We start from the raw sequence: 15,222 nt of genomic DNA, 5'->3' as shown, positions 1-15,222 counted from the left end.
ATCACGCCACGGAACGAACGTGGGCCCATCGCCCGTACCGTGAGGGTGGAGAGCGGCGCAGGCGACACCGGACGCGGCGCGGCGACACGAGCGGGCACAGACAAGCATGGGCAAGCACGGGCAAGCATGGGCAAGCACGGACATGAGCGGCGCGGACGATACAGGCAGCACGGCGACACGAGCGGCACCGACCGCACCGACCGCACCGACCGCACCGACCGCACCGACCGCACCGACGCTGTGACCTCTGTGGATCGCGTGACGGCTGTGAGGAAACTGGGAGACCCGCATCTAGTTGCTAACGATGTTCCGGAAGGGACCATCCCAGCTTGACCGGTTTGGTGGGATTCGGACAGCATGATCCACCTCCCTCGTTCGGCCCGGAAGGAACTGGCGTGCGCCGCCGCACACAAGCACTCGCTCTCTCCCTCATCCTCCTGATGACCTGCGGCGTCACAGCCGGTACCGCGGAGGCGAGGGAGGCGAAACGCACCACCGAGTGCCAGGGCGACTGGCTCCCCGCCACCCCGACGGGGGCGGACATCATGAACGGCGAGCTCGCCTTCCTCGCCCTGGACCCGGTGAAGATCGGCAAGGACGTCAACTGGCGTACCGACCCCTACCGCAACCGCTCGTGGAGCATGGTCTTCCACTCACTGCGCTGGATGGGCCGTCTCGTCGCCGACTACGAGACGAACGGCAACGAGGCGTACCTGGCGCGCGCCGTCGAGATCGCGAAGGACTGGGTGGCGGACAACCCCCGTGGCGGCGCGAAGACCAGCCCGTACGCCTGGCAGGAGCACCCGATCGCGCTGCGCGCCCCCGCCCTGGTCTGCCTCAGCAAGCACGTCAGTGGGTCGTGGCTCTCCGGCAGCCTGGCCGAGCACGCGAAGATGCTCTCCGACCCCAAGCTTTACGAGAAGGGCCACAACCACGGGATCGACCAGGACATCGCGCTGCTCGGCATCGGCTGCCGCTACGGCCGCGACCAGTGGTCCAGCCTCGCGATCAGGCGGCTCACCGAGACCGTGAAGCTCGACGTCGACTCCCAGGGCGCGCTGCGCGAGCAGGCCCCCCGCTACGCGCTCTACGTCTACGACCGCCTGAAGGTCGCGATGGACGACATCAGGGCCTGCAAGCGGAAGGTGCCCGCCGACATCTCCAGACGCTGGAAGTCGCTGGAGGACTTCATCTCCCACTCCACCCAGCCCGACGGGTTCATGGTCCCGATCGGCGACGGCGGCGCGGACGTGCGGCCGGTCGGCTACAGCCACCCGAAGCAGGCCGTACGGGTGTTCCGGGGCGGCTACGTCTACGGGCGCACCGCCTGGGACAAGCCCGAGTCGGCGTTCTACTCCATCCGCTTCGGGCCCGGCATGAAGTATCACGGCCACGAGGACCACCTGGGCGTGACCTACTACGCCCAGGGCCGTAACGTCCTGGTCGACGCCGGCTTCGACTCCTACGAGAACAGCGGCTACCGCCACTGGACGATGTCCCCCGAGGCCCACAACACCTCGATGGTGGCCGGGGCGAAATTCCGCGGCAAGACCGCCACCGCGCTGAGCAGGTCCTCGATCGGGACTGACCGGCAGAGTTACCGGCTCACCGACAGGGCCTACGGCGTGCCCAGGACCCGCTCGGTGCTCGTCAACCACCGCGAGGACGTGATGGCCGTGCTGGACACGGTTCCCAAGGGCTCGAAGGTCCGCAACCTCTGGCACTTCTCCCACGAACTGTCCACCGTCTCCAGCAGTGGCGGCCAGGTCGTGGTGAAGGACAAGACGGGCTGGAAGGCGACGCTCGTCCAGGTCTCGATGCCGTCCTGCAAGCCGGTCTCGGGACTGAAGGTGGTCCAGGGGCAGAAGAACCCCTACCAGGGCTGGGTCTCCTCCTCCTACCTGCTGAGACACCCCGCCCCCACGGTCGTCTCGCCCGCCTCGGGCAACGCCGTGCTGACCGTGGTGGTGCCCGGCACCAACAGGCCGTCGCTCTCCTGCTCGGGCGGCAAGGTCAGCCTGGAGACCTCGGAGGGCCAGGTGAGCTTCCGCGTGCGCGGTGCCGACCTCTCCTGACGGCCTTCCCCGCCGACGCCCGAGAAGAGTCCTCTCCGGCGGCCTTCCCGCCGAGCCTGACGGCTCTCCTCGCCGGAGACGACACGGGCGGATGCCTACCGGCACCCGCCCGTTCACCGTGGGGAGGTCTCCCAGCGGCCCTTTCCCGACAGCGCCCGCCGCCCCCGAGGGCTGTGGCGGGCGGCTGTCAGACGGCGTGACCCGCGCGCAGGAGCCCGAAGGTCACCGCCTGCTCAAGCGCCTGCCAGGAGGCCTCGATGATGTTCTCGTCGACGCCGACCGTGGACCACTCCCCGGCCGCGTCGCTGGAGGTGACCAGCACGCGCGTGACGGCGTCGGTGCCGTGCGTACCCTCCAGGATCCGCACCTTGAAGTCGATCAGCTCGACCCCCGCCAGCTCGGGGTAGAGCCGCTCCAGGCCCAGCCGCACGGCCCGGTCGAGGGCGTTGACCGGGCCGTTGCCCTCGCCGGTGGCGATGATCCGCTCCCCCTTGGCGTGCAGCTTCACGGTGGCCTCGCTCACGACCTCGCCGCCTCGCGCCCGCTCGACGATCACCCTCCAGGACTCGACCTGGAAGTGGCGCCTGCTCTCGCCCGCGACGGTGTCGCGCAGCAGGAGCTCGAAGGAGGCGTCGGCGGCCTCGAAGGTGTAGCCCTTCGACTCCATCTCCTTGACCCGGTTCACCAGCTCCCGCGAGGTGTCGGAGGACAGCTCGTAGCCCAGCTCACGCCCCTTGAGCTCGACCGAGGCGCGTCCGGCCATGTCGGATACGAGCATGCGCATGTCGTTGCCGACCTCGGCGGGGTCGATGTGCTGGTAGAGGTTGGGATCGACCTTGATCGCGCTGGCGTGCAGCCCGGCCTTGTGCGCGAAGGCGGAGACGCCCACGTAGGGGGCGTGGGAGTTGGGGGTGACGTTGGTGACCTCGGTGATCGCGTGGGCGATCCTGGTCATGTCGGCCAGTGCCTCCTTGGGCACAAGGTCGAATCCCCGCTTGAGCTGCAGGTTCGCCACCACGGTGAAGAGGTTGGCGTTGCCCGAGCGCTCACCGTAGCCGTTGGCGCAGCCCTGCACGTGGGTGGCGCCCGCCTTGACCGCGGCCAGGGAGTTGGCGACCGCGCAGCCGGTGTCGTCGTGGCAGTGGATGCCGATCCTCGCCGACGTCCCGACGGCCGCGTGCACCACCTCGGCCAGCTCGTCGGGGAGCATGCCCCCGTTGGTGTCGCACAGCGCGATGACCGAGGCTCCCGCCTCGGCGGCGGTGCGCAGGACCTCCAGCGCGTAGTCGGGATTGGACTTGTAGCCGTCGAAGAAGTGTTCCGCGTCGAGGAAGACTCTCTGGCCCTCCGCACGAAGGTGGGAGACCGTGTCGCGGATCATCGCGAGGTTCTCCTGAAGGGTCGTGCGGAGGGCCAGCTCCACGTGCCGGTCATGACTCTTGGCGACAAGGGTCACGACCGGCGCGCCGGATTCGCGCAGCGCGGCCACCAACGGGTCGTCGGCTGCCTTCACACCTGCCCGGCGGGTCGCGCCGAACGCGGCGAGCTGCGCGTGCTTCAGGTCGAGCTCTGTTTGAGCGCGCCTGAAGAATTCCGTGTCCTTGGGGTTGGCTCCCGGCCAGCCTCCCTCGATGAAGCCGACGCCCAGACCGTCCAGGTGACGCGCGATGGCCAGCTTGTCGGCCACCGTGAGGTTGAGCCCTTCCTGCTGGGCACCGTCACGGAGAGTCGTGTCGTACACGTGGAAACGATCGTCGGCCATGTCAATCTCCTTCGCGGTTCGATGATTCGCCGCGCGCTCTTCGGCTTCTGGAAACAAAAATGACCCCTCACGGACGTGAGAGGTCTGCGCGCCGGCGGTGTCCCTTTTCAGCCGGCGCGCCTGCCGATAATGAGCAGACCGTAGAACATGATGCTTCGGAGTCTGCCACACGCCGACGCCATCTGACACATTGATCTCAGGATCCGAGACCTACGGCGTGCCCGCACGGCACCGGACACGACCTGGAATCACCCCCGTCGCCGTCCGGCACGGGCGAGAATGGGCCCCATGAAGGCGACTTACCTCGACCCCACCGTGGGGCAGTATCTGCTCGCGCACACCAGCCAGCCCGACGACGTCCTCGACGCCCTCGCCGTCGAGACCCGCGAGCTGACCGGCGACAACGCGTCCATGCAGATCTCCCCCGACCAGGGGCGTTTCCTTACCATGATCGCCCAGCTCTGCGGCGCCAGGAACGCGGTGGAGGTGGGCACCTTCACCGGCTACTCCTCCATCTGCCTCGCCAGGGGGCTCGCCCCCGGCGGCGGGCTCACCTGCTTCGACGTGAGCGAGGAGTGGACGGCGATCGCCCGGAGTTACTGGGAGAAGGCGCAGGTCGCCGACCGCATCGAGCTGAGGATCGGGCCCGCGGCCGAGCGGCTGCGCGAGCTTCCAGAACACCCGGCCGTCGACCTGGCGTTCATCGACGCCGACAAGGTCAACTATCCCGTCTACTACGAGATCCTCATGTCGCGTCTGGCCCCCGGCGGGGTGATCCTCGTCGACAACACCCTGTGGAGCGGGCACGTCGCCGATCCCACCAGGGACGACGAGACCGTGCGACACATCCGCGAGTTCAACGACATGGTGAGCGCCGACGAGCGAGTCACCTCGATCATGCTTCCCATCGCCGACGGCCTCACCATGATTCGAAAGCACTGACGAAAACTTTCCCTAATCGTGGGCAGAAGAAAACCCTTCCGATTACTGTAAGCGATGTGACAAACACGTTGCGCCCACCCGCGCGGAGGGAAGGATGAGCTCATGGCCAAGACCCTGGAACGCCGCGAGGCGAAGCTCGTGTCCACCAACCATCAGGAGCTCGAAGCGCACTACCAGAGGACCTGCGACCAGTGGCCCGACCGTAAGGTCGAAATCATCAACGGCCGGATCGTGGTGAGGGAGTTGCCCACACTCAACCACGCCAAGAGCATCCTGCAGTTGTTGATCCAGCTCATTCCGTTCGCCACCGAACAGGGCTGGCACCCCGTATACGACGTCAAGCTCTTCCTGGGCGTCCAGAAAGATCGTTATCGGCCCGATCTCCTTGTCGTGCCGAAGTTTCCCCGCATGTGGGACGAGGAGAACGTCTATGCGGAGGAGACGCTGCTCGTCGTGGAGGTGGTCTCCCCCAGCAGTCGGAGCGACGACCACGTCACCAAACCAGAAAACTGCGCGATCGCGGGGGTTCCGCTCTATCTGGTGATCGACGCCACCCAGAATCTCGCCCGGCTCCTCAGCCATCCCGGGGAGAGGGGCTACCAGCAGCAACACCAGGTGACCCTTGGAGAGCCCCTCGAGCTCCCCGCTCCCTGGAACCTCACGATCGACACCGGCAAGCTGACCGAAGGGTAGGCCCGCTCGGTGGGAGACCCGGCCGGGTGGGAGGCCGGGGCTCCTGCCGAGCGAGGTCCCCGGACGCCTCGACCGGGCCCCTCCTGCACGGGATCGGCCCTGTACTCCGTACGCGACCTCGATCAACCTGAAGCGATCACTCGTCGCACCGGATCGGACACGACCGCTGACCGGCGACGACGCGACGCGTGCGGAAAACGGGGGCAACGGATCGTGTGGACCCAGCCGCACGCTCCGTCGCCCTCGACGTCGATGGAAGGTGGTCAGCAGATCTTGTGGACCCAGCTGTGCGGGTCGGGACGGGTCCCGTACTGGATCCCCACGAGCTCCTCGCGGATCTTCGAGGTGACCGGCCCCTGGGTGCCGTCGCCGATCGTCCAGGCGCGGTCGGCGCCCTTGACCGAGCCGACCGGGGTGACGACCGCGGCGGTGCCGCAGGCGAAGACCTCGGTGAGCTCGCCCGTCTCGCAGCCCTGCTGCCACTCCTCGACCGACAGTCGCCCCTCCTCGGCCTGGAGGCCGAGGCCGGAGGCGAGGCAGAGGATCGAGTCACGGGTGATGCCGGGCAGGAGCGTGCCGGTGAGTGCCGGGGTGAGCAGGCGGTCTCCGTAGACGAAGAACAGGTTCATCCCGCCCATCTCCTCGACGTAGCGGTGCTCGCCCGCGTCCAGCCAGACCACCTGGTCACAGCCCTGCTCGACGGCCTGGCGCTGGGCGACGAAGGCCGCCGCGTAGTTGCCGCCGCACTTGGCGAAACCGGTGCCGCCGGGGGCCGCGCGGGTGTACTCGGTGGAGAGCCAGACCGTCACGGCCTGCCCGCCCCCGAAGTAGGCCGCCGCCGGAGAGGCGATGACCATGTACTTGTAGCTCCTGGACGGGTAGTTGACACCGAGCGCCGGCTGCGTGGCGATCATGAAGGGGCGCAGATAGAGGCTGTGCCCCGGCGTGGTCGGGACCCACTCGCGGTCGGTCTGGACGAGCAGCTCCAGCGACTCGACGAACGTCTCCTCGGGCAGCTCGGGCATGGCCATCCGCAGCGCGGAGCTGTTGAAGCGGGCGGCGTTCGCCTCCGGCCGGAAGGTCACGATCGCGCCGTTCTCCTGGCGGTAGGCCTTGAGTCCTTCGAAAAGCTCCTGCGCGTAGTGGAAGACCGACGTCGCGGGGTCGAGACTGAGCGGGCCGTACGGCATGAGCCTGGCGTCGTGCCAGCCCTCCCCCTCGGTGTAGTCGATCGAGATCATGTGGTCGGTGAAGACCTGACCGAACCCGGGGCTCGCCATTACCTGCTCGCGCTCTGCCGCGGTGCGAGCGTGGTCGGAGAGCTGCACGTCGAAGCTGAGCTTCTGAGCGGTGGTCATCGCACGGATCCTTCTCTTGAGGTCTGGCTTACCCTTGGGTCCATTCTGCGTCGGACCGGGTAACGGGAAACTACTCCATCTATGCCGAAAACCGGCAGTGCTGGAGAAACAAAAAACGCGCCTGGCGGCTCAGGTGAGCCGCCAGGCGCGTCGGGGTCGAGGGAGGCGGCTTCCTCAGCCGGCTACTCGGGCGGTGATGTCGTCGCCGATCTCGCGGGTGGTCCGGCCGGCCCGTCCGGCAGCCCGGTCGACCAGGTCGTCGGCGACGGCCTGCTCGACCCTGGCGGCCTCGGCGGCCATGCCGAGGTGGTCGAGGAGCATGGCGACCGACAGGATCGTGGCGGTCGGGTCGGCCTTGCCCTGGCCCGCGATGTCGGGGGCGCTGCCGTGAACCGGCTCGAACATGCTCGGCGCGGTGCGGTCGGGGTTGACGTTGCCGCTCGCCGCCAGGCCGATGCCACCGGCGATCGCCGCGCCGATGTCAGTGAGGATGTCGCCGAAGAGGTTGTCGGTGACGATCACGTCGAAGCGCTCCGGCTGGCTGACGAAGAACATCGAGGCCGCGTCGACGTGGCAGTAGTCGGTCTGGACCTCGGGATATTCCAGGCCGACGCGGTCGAAGGTGCGGGCCCAGAGGTCGCCGGCATAGGTGAGCACATTGGTCTTGTGGACCAGCGTCAGCTTCCTGCGGGGGCGGCCGAGCGCCTTGTCGAAGGCGTAACGCACGACGCGCTCGACGCCGTAGGCGGTGTTCAGCGACTCCTGGGTGGCGATCTCGTGCGGCGTGCCCCTACGCATCACGCCACCCGCTCCGGCGTACGGGCCCTCGGTGCCCTCGCGGACGACGATCATGTCGATGTCCTCGGGGCCGGACCTGCCCAGCGGCGTCTCGACGCCGGGGAAGAGCTTGACCGGGCGCAGGTTCACGTAGTGGTCGAGCTGGAAGCGGAGCTTGAGCAGCAGGTCGCGCTCCAGGATGCCCGGGGGCACGCTGGGGTCGCCGACCGCGCCGAGCAGGATCGCGTCGTATCCGCGCAGTTCGTCGAGGACCGGGTCCGGCAGGGTCTCGCCGGTTTCGTGGTAGCGCTTGGCACCGAGGTCGTAGGTGGTGGTCTCCACCTTCGTGCCGACCGCTTCGAGGACCTTCAGCCCTTCGGCGACGACCTCGACTCCGATTCCGTCCCCGGGGATGACCGCCAGGCGAATGTTACGCGAATCCATGCAGGCACCCTACCGGTCCGTCTCGGTGATCGAACACCGGTCTCACTCTGCGGACGTGTCCACACGGCGAGCTCTCTGATCGTTTTATCCTTTTTTGCTATGCATTGACCGTTTCGGGAGGTTTCGTTATTGTCCTCCCATTCACATCACTGCCTAATCCGTACGGGCCACCCCCTGACCGAGCCCACACGGAGCCGGGGAACCACTTTTTTACGGGATCTACCGCATCCCGAGAACGCCGCTCCTCCCCCGGAGCGCGTTCCCGGTCGTCATCAGGTGGATCCCTTGGGGCGAATCAGCGCGTTCTCGCGCCGTAGGGCGACCTCCACGCCCGAGCCCGACAGCTCACCCGGCCGGCCTTATGGAAGGAATCATCCTGTCCGGCACAGTTCTCCCCCGCGTCCTGTCCATCTCCGCCTCCCTGATCCTCACCGGCGCCGCGGTGTGCGCGACCTCGACCGCCGCCCTGGCCGCCTCCCCGCCCCCCGCCCCCGGGCCCGCGGCGCTCAAAACCCCCACGCTGAAGGAAACGCTGAAGGCCATGGCTGTCAGGCCCGCCTGGCAGAAGGCCGTGAAGTGGGCCATGTCCAAGCGCGGAACGCCCTACGTCTGGGGCGGCACCGGCAACGGCGGCTTCGACTGCTCCGGCCTGATGCTCCGCGCCTACGGCGCCGCCGGGATCAAGCTCCCCCGCGTCACCAACGACCAGTACGCCGCCTTCTCCAAGAAGATCGCCTGGAAGAATCTCAGGCCCGGTGACCTGGTCTTCTTCAGCGGCCTCGGCCATGTCGGCATGATCACAAAGCCCGGCTACATGGTTCACGCCCCGCGGAGCGGCGACGTCGTCAAGGAGGAGAAGCTCAGCTCCTGGCGCCGCGCCGCCTTCTCCGGCGCGGTCCGCCCCGACCCGCAGGGGGTCCAGCTGGCCAAGCGGGTCGAGCTCGCGACCGAAATCGTGCCCGGCGGATGAGACACGCCGGAGGATCGCCGCCGGGAGGCCGTGGAGACCCCGGTGACGGCGAGAACGGGCTCAGCGGGTGGGGGCACCACCGTTGTCCCTGCGGTCCAGAGCGGTCTGGAGCGCGTCGATGGCCTCGTCCTCTGTCTCCTCGGGACGGTTCCAGGGATACATGTCGTACATGGCGAATCTCGTCTCGGTCGCACGCGAGCAAGGAAGGTGGTCAAGTCTCCGGTCGGGACTCCGACCAGGCCTGATGTCGAGGGCCCGGATCACGGACCGGTGACGGGGGCTTGGAGCCGGCAAGCGCCACGACACCGCGGCGAGTCGCCGGCCTGCCCCTGTCAGGCCTCGCCGCGGCAGGTAAGAATTACGAGAACCTGGCGCATTTGATTCCAGGTTACCTGCTCACGGAAACACCGTCTCGTCCGGCGTACACACTTCTCACATACTGAGACGAGATGTGGCCGCCGCCCCGGTCATCGGGGCGGCGGCCACACCGGTGGACCACCGTCGCGTTTCCCGCACGCGCTCCCCGATCGGTCCGGGGTGATCGCATGTCGTCCTGGATCAAACCGCGACGACGCGGCACGCGCGGGAAACGGGGCTAGTCGGCCAGGTCGGCCGAGCGACCGCTGTCGGCGCCGATCTCCGCGCTGATCTGGTCGATCACCTCGGCCGGGATCGCGGTGTCGACGGTGAGGGCGATCAGCGCCTTGCCGCCCTTGGCGTCACGGGCCACCTGCATCGAGGCGATGTTGATCGAGTGGTCGCCGAGAATGCGGCCGACCACGCCCACGATGCCGGGACGGTCGGTGTAGGTGAAGAACGAGAGGTGGTCGGTCGGCTCGATCTCCATCTGGTAGCCGTTGACCTCGACGATCTTCGTGATCTGCCTCGGCCCGGACAGGGTGCCGGAGACCGAGACCGTGCGGCCGTCGGCGAGAACGCCGCGGACCGTCACGACGTTGCGCCAGTCGGGGCTCTCGGAGCTGGTGACCAGCTCGACCGACACGCCCCGGTCCTTGGCCAGCAGCGGGGCGTTGACGTAGGTGACCGAGTCCTCGACCACGTCGGTGAAGACGCCCTTGAGCGCTGCCAGCTCCAGCACGCGGACGTCGTGGGAGGCGATCTCGCCGCGTACCTCGACGTCGAGCTTGGTGGCGACCTCGCCCGCGAGTGCGGTGAACACCCGGCCGAGCTTCTCGGCGAGCGGCAGACCCGGCTTGACGTCCTCGGCGACGGCACCGCCCTGGACGTTGACCGCGTCCGGCACGAACTCCCCGGCGAGGGCGAGCTTCACGCTGCGCGCGACCTGGGTGCCCGCCTTCTCCTGGGCCTCGTGGGTGGAGGCGCCCAGGTGCGGGGTGACGACGACCTGGTCGAGCTCGAAGAGCGGGCTGTCGGTAACCGGCTCCTTGGGGAACACGTCGATGCCGGCGCCGGCGACGCGGCCCTCCTTGATCGCGGAGTAGAGGGCGTTCTCGTCGATGATGCCGCCCCGGGCGACGTTGATGAGGCGCACGTTCGGCTTGACCGCGTGGAGCTCCCTGTCGCCGATGAGACCGATGGTCTCCTTGGACTTGGGCAGGTGCACCGTGATGAAGTCGGCCTCGCTCAGAGCCTCCTCGAGCGAGACCAGCCGGACGCCCATCTGCGCGGCGCGGGCCGGCTGCAGGTAGGGGTCGTAGGCGATCAGCTCGACACCGAACGGCTGGAGGCGCTGCGCGACCAGCTGGCCGATCTTGCCGAGGCCGAGGATCGCGACGACCTTCTCGTCGAGCTCCACCCCGGTGTACTTCGAGCGCTTCCACTCGCCGCCCTTGAGCGCGGAGTGCGCCTGGGCGACGTTACGGGCGGAGGCGAGGATGAGGGCGACGGTGTGCTCGGCGGCGCTGGTGATGTTGGAGGTGGGCGCGTTGACGACCATGACACCGGCCTTGGTGGCGGCCTCCACATCGACGTTGTCCAGGCCGACGCCCGCGCGGGCGACGACGCGGAGCCTGGGAGCGTTGGCGATCGCCTCGGCGTCGACCTGCGTGGCGCTGCGCACGATGAGCGCGTCCACGTCGGCGAGGGCGGGCAGGAACTGGGCGCGGTCGGCGCCGTCGGTGTGGCGGACTTCGAAGTCCGCGCCCAGAACCGCGAGACCAGCCTCGGAAAGTTCCTCAGCGACCAGTACTACGGGCTTGTTCACAGGCTGGATCCTTACTAGACGGTGAGGGGTGCACGGACCTCACGTAGTCTATCGGCGCTTGTGAACGCGTTCACGAGTGTCCCGCGATCCGAGACGCCTCGCGCCGACGGAGAACCCCTCGGAAAGGCTCCGGCGACTCGTGGGACGTGAGGGGACCTCGCGACCCACGAGGCGATTACCCGTCCTTGACAGATCTCATGCACCAAAACTCAAGTTGGTATTGATCCCAAGAAAACTTCGCGATTACCCTGATAAGCCGTGGTCCACTACCTATCGTTCCTCATATGAGCATCGGGAACCCCGCTCTCGGCAACGTGCTCGCGCAGCACGGCGACCCGCACCGGCTGCTTGCGGCGCTGGCCGAATGGGGACTCCTGGTTGCCGTGCGACCCGACCGATCCGTCGTGCTCGGCACGACCCAGGCCGGTGATCGTGTCCTGCTCGGATACACCTCGGCGGACACCTACGCGCGGCACCGCGGCAGCCACTCGCTGTCGGCGTGCGACGCCGACACCATCCTCGACATCCAGCGCGTCACCGGCGTGCGGGAGATCGTGATCGACGCGGCGGGTCCGGCGGCCGCGGCCGTGCCGATCGAGGACCTCCAGCGATACCTGCTCTCGACGCGCAGCGGCCCCACGCCCGCGCTGTCGAGCGCGGCGCCGACGGCGTACGCGACCGGGGCGATGGCCACGGTCTCGCGTCCCGCGCCCGCGCGCCCGCAGAGAACGCCGGTGCCGGCGGCGCCCTCCCAGCCGTGGATCCCGGCGCCTCGGCCCCACCTGTCGGGCCCGATGCAGATGGTGGACCCGGGATACCGCCGGTGCGACCACCCGATCCTGCCCGCGCTGCGTGCCGCGATCTCGCACCTGCTCGTCGACTACCCGCTCGTCCACCACGTGTGGATCTCCGAGGCCGGCACCTCCTCGGGCGCCCCGGGGATCATGCTGCACGTGAAGGTCCACATGTCGGCGGCCGAGGACGTGGTCAGGGACATCCACCGCGGGGTGCGCGCCAGGTTGCCCCAGCTCGCCGCGAGCGAGGCGCCGATCCTGATGGCCAGGGTCGCCGACGCGCGCAGCGAGCAGCGGATGGTCGAGCTGGGCGCCCACGTGGTCTGCGCCGACGTCACCGACTGACCGGTCACCACGGCGCGTCCCACGGTGGTGACGTGCCGGAAAGGCGGTCCCGGAGAACGGCCGCGGACGAGGTGGCGCGAGAAGGCGCCTCCTCGTCCGCCACGAGACGTCACGGCCGCTAGCCCGGTTTTCCGCATGTGCCGCATCATTGCGGGTCAGAAGCCGTATCCGATCCGACGGGGCCGGGGCGTCTCCGGTTCGGACGGCGGCACGTGGGGCTAGCCGGTTCTGCGGGTCAGGGTCACCTTCGGCCGGGTGAACGCCCCCGCCACCAGGGCGGCCAGCACCGGCAGGCCGACCACCACGGCCGCGAGGAGGAGCCAGGGGATCTCGACCGTCGGCGACATCGGTGAGAAGGACGAGAGCTCGCCGGACCGGATGAGGACGGTCCCGGGTGCCCCAACCGTGAGGGGCCAGGTGGCGGCGATCCCCGTCACACAACCGGCCACCGTGCCGACCAGGACACCGAGCCCGGCGATGAATCCGGCCTGCCCGGCGACGACCAGCCGGTGCGTGCCCGGCGGCGCCCCGACCGCGGCCATCGTCGCGAGGTCGGGCCGCATGTCGGCCGCGGCGAGCCCGGTGGCGACGAAAGTGCCACCGAGCACCAGGACGAGCGCCGCCCCCAGGAGCAGCACCAGCCAGGAGGTGTTGTCGTCCTGGAATCCGCTCGTGACCTCGACGTAGAACTCGGCTTTGGGGACCGCCGTCACAAGATCCCACTCCAGCGTCGCCACCTGCTTGGCGGTGAGCCTGTGCGCAGCCGGGTCGATGTACAGGACGCGCGGTTCGGCTCTCAGCCCGGCGTTCTCCGCGACGGAGAGCGGCAGCACCGCCACACCGTACCCGGGGTCGGCGGGACGGGCCAGGACGGCGGGAACCGCGATCTCAACAGGATCGGCTTCCCCTCTCCTCCCTTCCAGGATCAGGGTGATCTTTCCGTTCCGTACCATCCCGGGGTCGAACACCACGGCCTTGCCCGAGGCGAACGCGGCCGCCGCCGCCGGGTCCCGCCGCCCCTGCACGAGGGTGAGCAGCCGCTCGTCCCCGATCGGAAGACCCGCGACGGAGTACTGCGGACCGTACTCGTCGGCTCGCTGGATCGCCATCTCGACGTTCTCCCCTTCGGCGTTCCTGAGCTTGGCGGCCTCGATGAGCGGCACACCGGGCAGCGTCCGCTCGACGGCGGCCCTCAGCGCACTCCAGCGGTCGGCGTCGAGTCCCTCGCCGTCGATCCTCGTGGTTCCTGCTGGGGCGATCACCTGGAAGGCGTCCCGGCGCTGGGCGAAGGAACTGGTGGTCGCGATGCCGGCCACGACGACCGTGGCCGTGGCGGTCATGACCGCCGCGACCGCGGACGCGGTGCGAACGCGGTGGCGGGCGGCGTCGCGTGCGGCCAGGCGTAAGGGCAGCGAAAGCCGCGCGACCAGGCTCGCGGCCCCCTTGACCAACCTCGGCGTCAGCGCGACCAGTCCCAGCTGCGACAGGACCGCGGCGGCGAGGACCCAGATGACGTCGTACCTGACGGCGAAGACGGTCGCCGCGACCCCCGCGGCGACCAGGACCAGGCCGAGCACCGGGCGGCCCACCCGGTCGCGCACCGCGCTCCGGCGCCCGCCGATCACCGCCGCCGCGTCCTGCCTGGCCGCCTGCACCGCGGGGATCAGGGCCGCGATGAGCCCGCTGCCCGCCCCGAGCAGGGCGACGGCCACGACCGGAATCCAAGGGATCTCCAACGGGCCGACCGCGCCGACCAGCCTGCCCGCCCCCAGCGCGGCCGAGAGCGCGACCAGGCCCAGGCCCAGGATCAGTCCCGCGAGCGCGGCCCCGCCGCCGAGGACGACGCCGTCGGCCAGGACGATGAGGCGCAGGTGGGCCGGAGAGCCGCCCTGCGCGGTGATCAGTGCGAGTTCCCTGCGGCGGCGGCGCAGGCCGACCGCGAAGGCGGGGCCTGCGAGCAGCACCACCTCCAGCACGATCATGACCGCGGCCAGCCCGATCGCCACGGTCCTGTCCACCTGGTAGGAGTCAGGGGTGAAGAGCCAGACGCGGTCGGGCGGATCCTCGATGACGGCGCGGGACCCGGCCAGCAGCCCGGCCGCGTTCAGCCGCTGGACGGTGGCCCAGGTGACCGGCTGCGGCGCATCGGCCAGCCAGCCGGTGCCGCGAAGGCCGTGGCCGGCGAAGAGCAGGGTGCCGGGGAGTCCGACGATCTTCGCCCCGCGGGTCCGGTGCGGGTGCTCGACGACGCCGACGACCCTCATCGCCTTCCTGTCCCGCGTGACCTGCAGCGGGGCGTCGAGGCGGGCTCCCCTCTCCAGGATCTCCGGAGTCACCGCGATCTCCTGGGCGGAGGCCGGGAAGCGGCCCCGGAGCAGGTGGTACATGCCCGTCGTCATGGGGTCCCGCAGGTCCGTCTCCAGCACGGAGACGTGGTCACGGCCATCACTGCTCAGGTAGTCGACGCTGCCCTCGTTCAACGGGAGGAGCCGGGTGCCGGGCTCCAGGAGTTTCGCCACCTCCCCCTGTGTCCAGGGCCGCGTCGCGGTGTGAGGGGGCTGGCCAGAACCCACCCATACCCGACCTTCGACGTCCTGTTCCACCTTTCCCCGGACTCCGCTCACCGTGATCCGGGCGTCGGCGGCGCCGATGTTCGCGGTGAGGCCCTCGCGGGGGTTGATGTTCGAGGTCTCGAGAAAGGCCAGGAGGCCCGTGATGACGAGGACCGGCAGGCCGATCATGACCATGATCAGGGCGCTGCGCCCCCTGGCGCGCCGGATGTCCCTGCGGGAGATGCGCAGCGCGGCGAGCAGGGCGCTCATGCGACCGCCCCACCCGGTGACCGGAGGGCCGCTTCGCCGTACGGTGGCCGGAGAT

The 15,222-nt window shown here is 69.2% G+C and carries 10 protein-coding genes and 1 riboswitch; of the genes, 5 read left to right on the top strand and 5 right to left on the bottom strand.

What is annotated here, in order from left to right:
• The first annotated feature begins 395 nt into the window (after nt 1-395).
• Nucleotides 396-2,075, top strand: coding sequence for a heparinase II/III family protein (locus ACIBH4_RS20535; RefSeq protein WP_362507813.1), 1,680 nt, complete (start codon nt 396-398; stop codon nt 2,073-2,075).
• 187 nt (nt 2,076-2,262) lie between these two features.
• Here the strand turns inward: ACIBH4_RS20535 and cimA are convergent, their stop codons facing one another.
• Nucleotides 2,263-3,837, bottom strand: coding sequence for a citramalate synthase (cimA, locus tag ACIBH4_RS20530; protein ID WP_362507810.1), 1,575 nt, complete (start codon nt 3,835-3,837; stop codon nt 2,263-2,265).
• 288 nt (nt 3,838-4,125) lie between these two features.
• Here cimA and ACIBH4_RS20525 point away from each other — a divergent pair, with 288 nt between their 5' ends.
• Entirely contained in the window at nt 4,126-4,779 is a 654-nt protein-coding gene (locus ACIBH4_RS20525; RefSeq protein ID WP_362507807.1) for an O-methyltransferase, read from the top strand.
• Nucleotides 4,780-4,881: 102 nt separating this feature from the next.
• Nucleotides 4,882-5,472: a Uma2 family endonuclease gene (locus tag ACIBH4_RS20520; RefSeq protein ID WP_362507804.1), complete on the top strand. Its 591-nt coding sequence runs from the start codon at nt 4,882-4,884 to the stop codon at nt 5,470-5,472.
• Nucleotides 5,473-5,735: 263 nt separating this feature from the next.
• Here the strand turns inward: ACIBH4_RS20520 and ACIBH4_RS20515 are convergent, their stop codons facing one another.
• Nucleotides 5,736-6,830 carry a branched-chain amino acid aminotransferase gene (locus ACIBH4_RS20515; RefSeq protein ID WP_362765722.1) on the bottom strand — a complete coding sequence of 365 codons (1,095 nt, stop codon included), beginning with the start codon at nt 6,828-6,830 and terminating at the stop codon, nt 5,736-5,738.
• A gap of 174 nt (nt 6,831-7,004) precedes the next feature.
• On the bottom strand, nt 7,005-8,051 hold the full coding sequence (locus tag ACIBH4_RS20510) for a 3-isopropylmalate dehydrogenase (RefSeq protein ID WP_362507798.1): 1,047 nt from the start codon (nt 8,049-8,051) through the stop codon (nt 7,005-7,007).
• 140 nt (nt 8,052-8,191) lie between these two features.
• A riboswitch (cyclic di-AMP (ydaO/yuaA leader) is annotated at nt 8,192-8,425 on the top strand.
• Between ACIBH4_RS20510 and ACIBH4_RS20505 the strand changes: the two genes are divergently transcribed.
• Nucleotides 8,413-9,021, top strand: coding sequence for a C40 family peptidase (locus ACIBH4_RS20505; protein ID WP_362765726.1), 609 nt, complete (start codon nt 8,413-8,415; stop codon nt 9,019-9,021). It overlaps the preceding riboswitch by 13 nt.
• A gap of 595 nt (nt 9,022-9,616) precedes the next feature.
• On the opposite strand, the gene serA is transcribed toward ACIBH4_RS20505, so the two are convergent.
• Nucleotides 9,617-11,206 carry a phosphoglycerate dehydrogenase gene (gene serA, locus ACIBH4_RS20500; protein ID WP_362507793.1) on the bottom strand — a complete coding sequence of 530 codons (1,590 nt, stop codon included), beginning with the start codon at nt 11,204-11,206 and terminating at the stop codon, nt 9,617-9,619.
• A 284-nt stretch (nt 11,207-11,490) separates the two neighbouring features.
• Here serA and ACIBH4_RS20495 point away from each other — a divergent pair, with 284 nt between their 5' ends.
• Entirely contained in the window at nt 11,491-12,345 is an 855-nt protein-coding gene (locus tag ACIBH4_RS20495; RefSeq protein ID WP_362507790.1) for a hypothetical protein, read from the top strand.
• 218 nt (nt 12,346-12,563) lie between these two features.
• Here ACIBH4_RS20495 and ACIBH4_RS20490 read toward each other — a convergent pair whose 3' ends face one another.
• Nucleotides 12,564-15,167, bottom strand: a complete 2,604-nt coding sequence (locus ACIBH4_RS20490; protein ID WP_362765729.1) for an FtsX-like permease family protein — start codon at nt 15,165-15,167, stop codon at nt 12,564-12,566.
• Between the last annotated feature and the right edge of the window lie 55 nt (nt 15,168-15,222).

This window comes from Streptosporangium sp. NPDC050284 (assembly GCF_044459525.1).
Classification (GTDB): Bacteria; Actinomycetota; Actinomycetes; order Streptosporangiales; family Streptosporangiaceae; genus Streptosporangium.
This window is presented reverse-complemented; position numbering and strand designations above follow the sequence as displayed.

What these genes read in the sequence shown, in the direction of transcription:
- cimA (WP_362507810.1), bottom strand. Translation starts at nt 3,837, where the DNA reads ATGGCCGACGATCGTTTCCACGTGTACGACACGACTCTCCGTGACGGT.
- ACIBH4_RS20525 (WP_362507807.1), top strand. Translation starts at nt 4,126, where the DNA reads ATGAAGGCGACTTACCTCGACCCCACCGTGGGGCAGTATCTGCTCGCG.
- ACIBH4_RS20520 (WP_362507804.1), top strand. Translation starts at nt 4,882, where the DNA reads ATGGCCAAGACCCTGGAACGCCGCGAGGCGAAGCTCGTGTCCACCAAC.
- ACIBH4_RS20515 (WP_362765722.1), bottom strand. Translation starts at nt 6,830, where the DNA reads ATGACCACCGCTCAGAAGCTCAGCTTCGACGTGCAGCTCTCCGACCAC.
- ACIBH4_RS20510 (WP_362507798.1), bottom strand. Translation starts at nt 8,051, where the DNA reads ATGGATTCGCGTAACATTCGCCTGGCGGTCATCCCCGGGGACGGAATC.
- ACIBH4_RS20505 (WP_362765726.1), top strand. Translation starts at nt 8,413, where the DNA reads ATGGAAGGAATCATCCTGTCCGGCACAGTTCTCCCCCGCGTCCTGTCC.
- ACIBH4_RS20495 (WP_362507790.1), top strand. Translation starts at nt 11,491, where the DNA reads ATGAGCATCGGGAACCCCGCTCTCGGCAACGTGCTCGCGCAGCACGGC.
- ACIBH4_RS20490 (WP_362765729.1), bottom strand. Translation starts at nt 15,167, where the DNA reads ATGAGCGCCCTGCTCGCCGCGCTGCGCATCTCCCGCAGGGACATCCGG.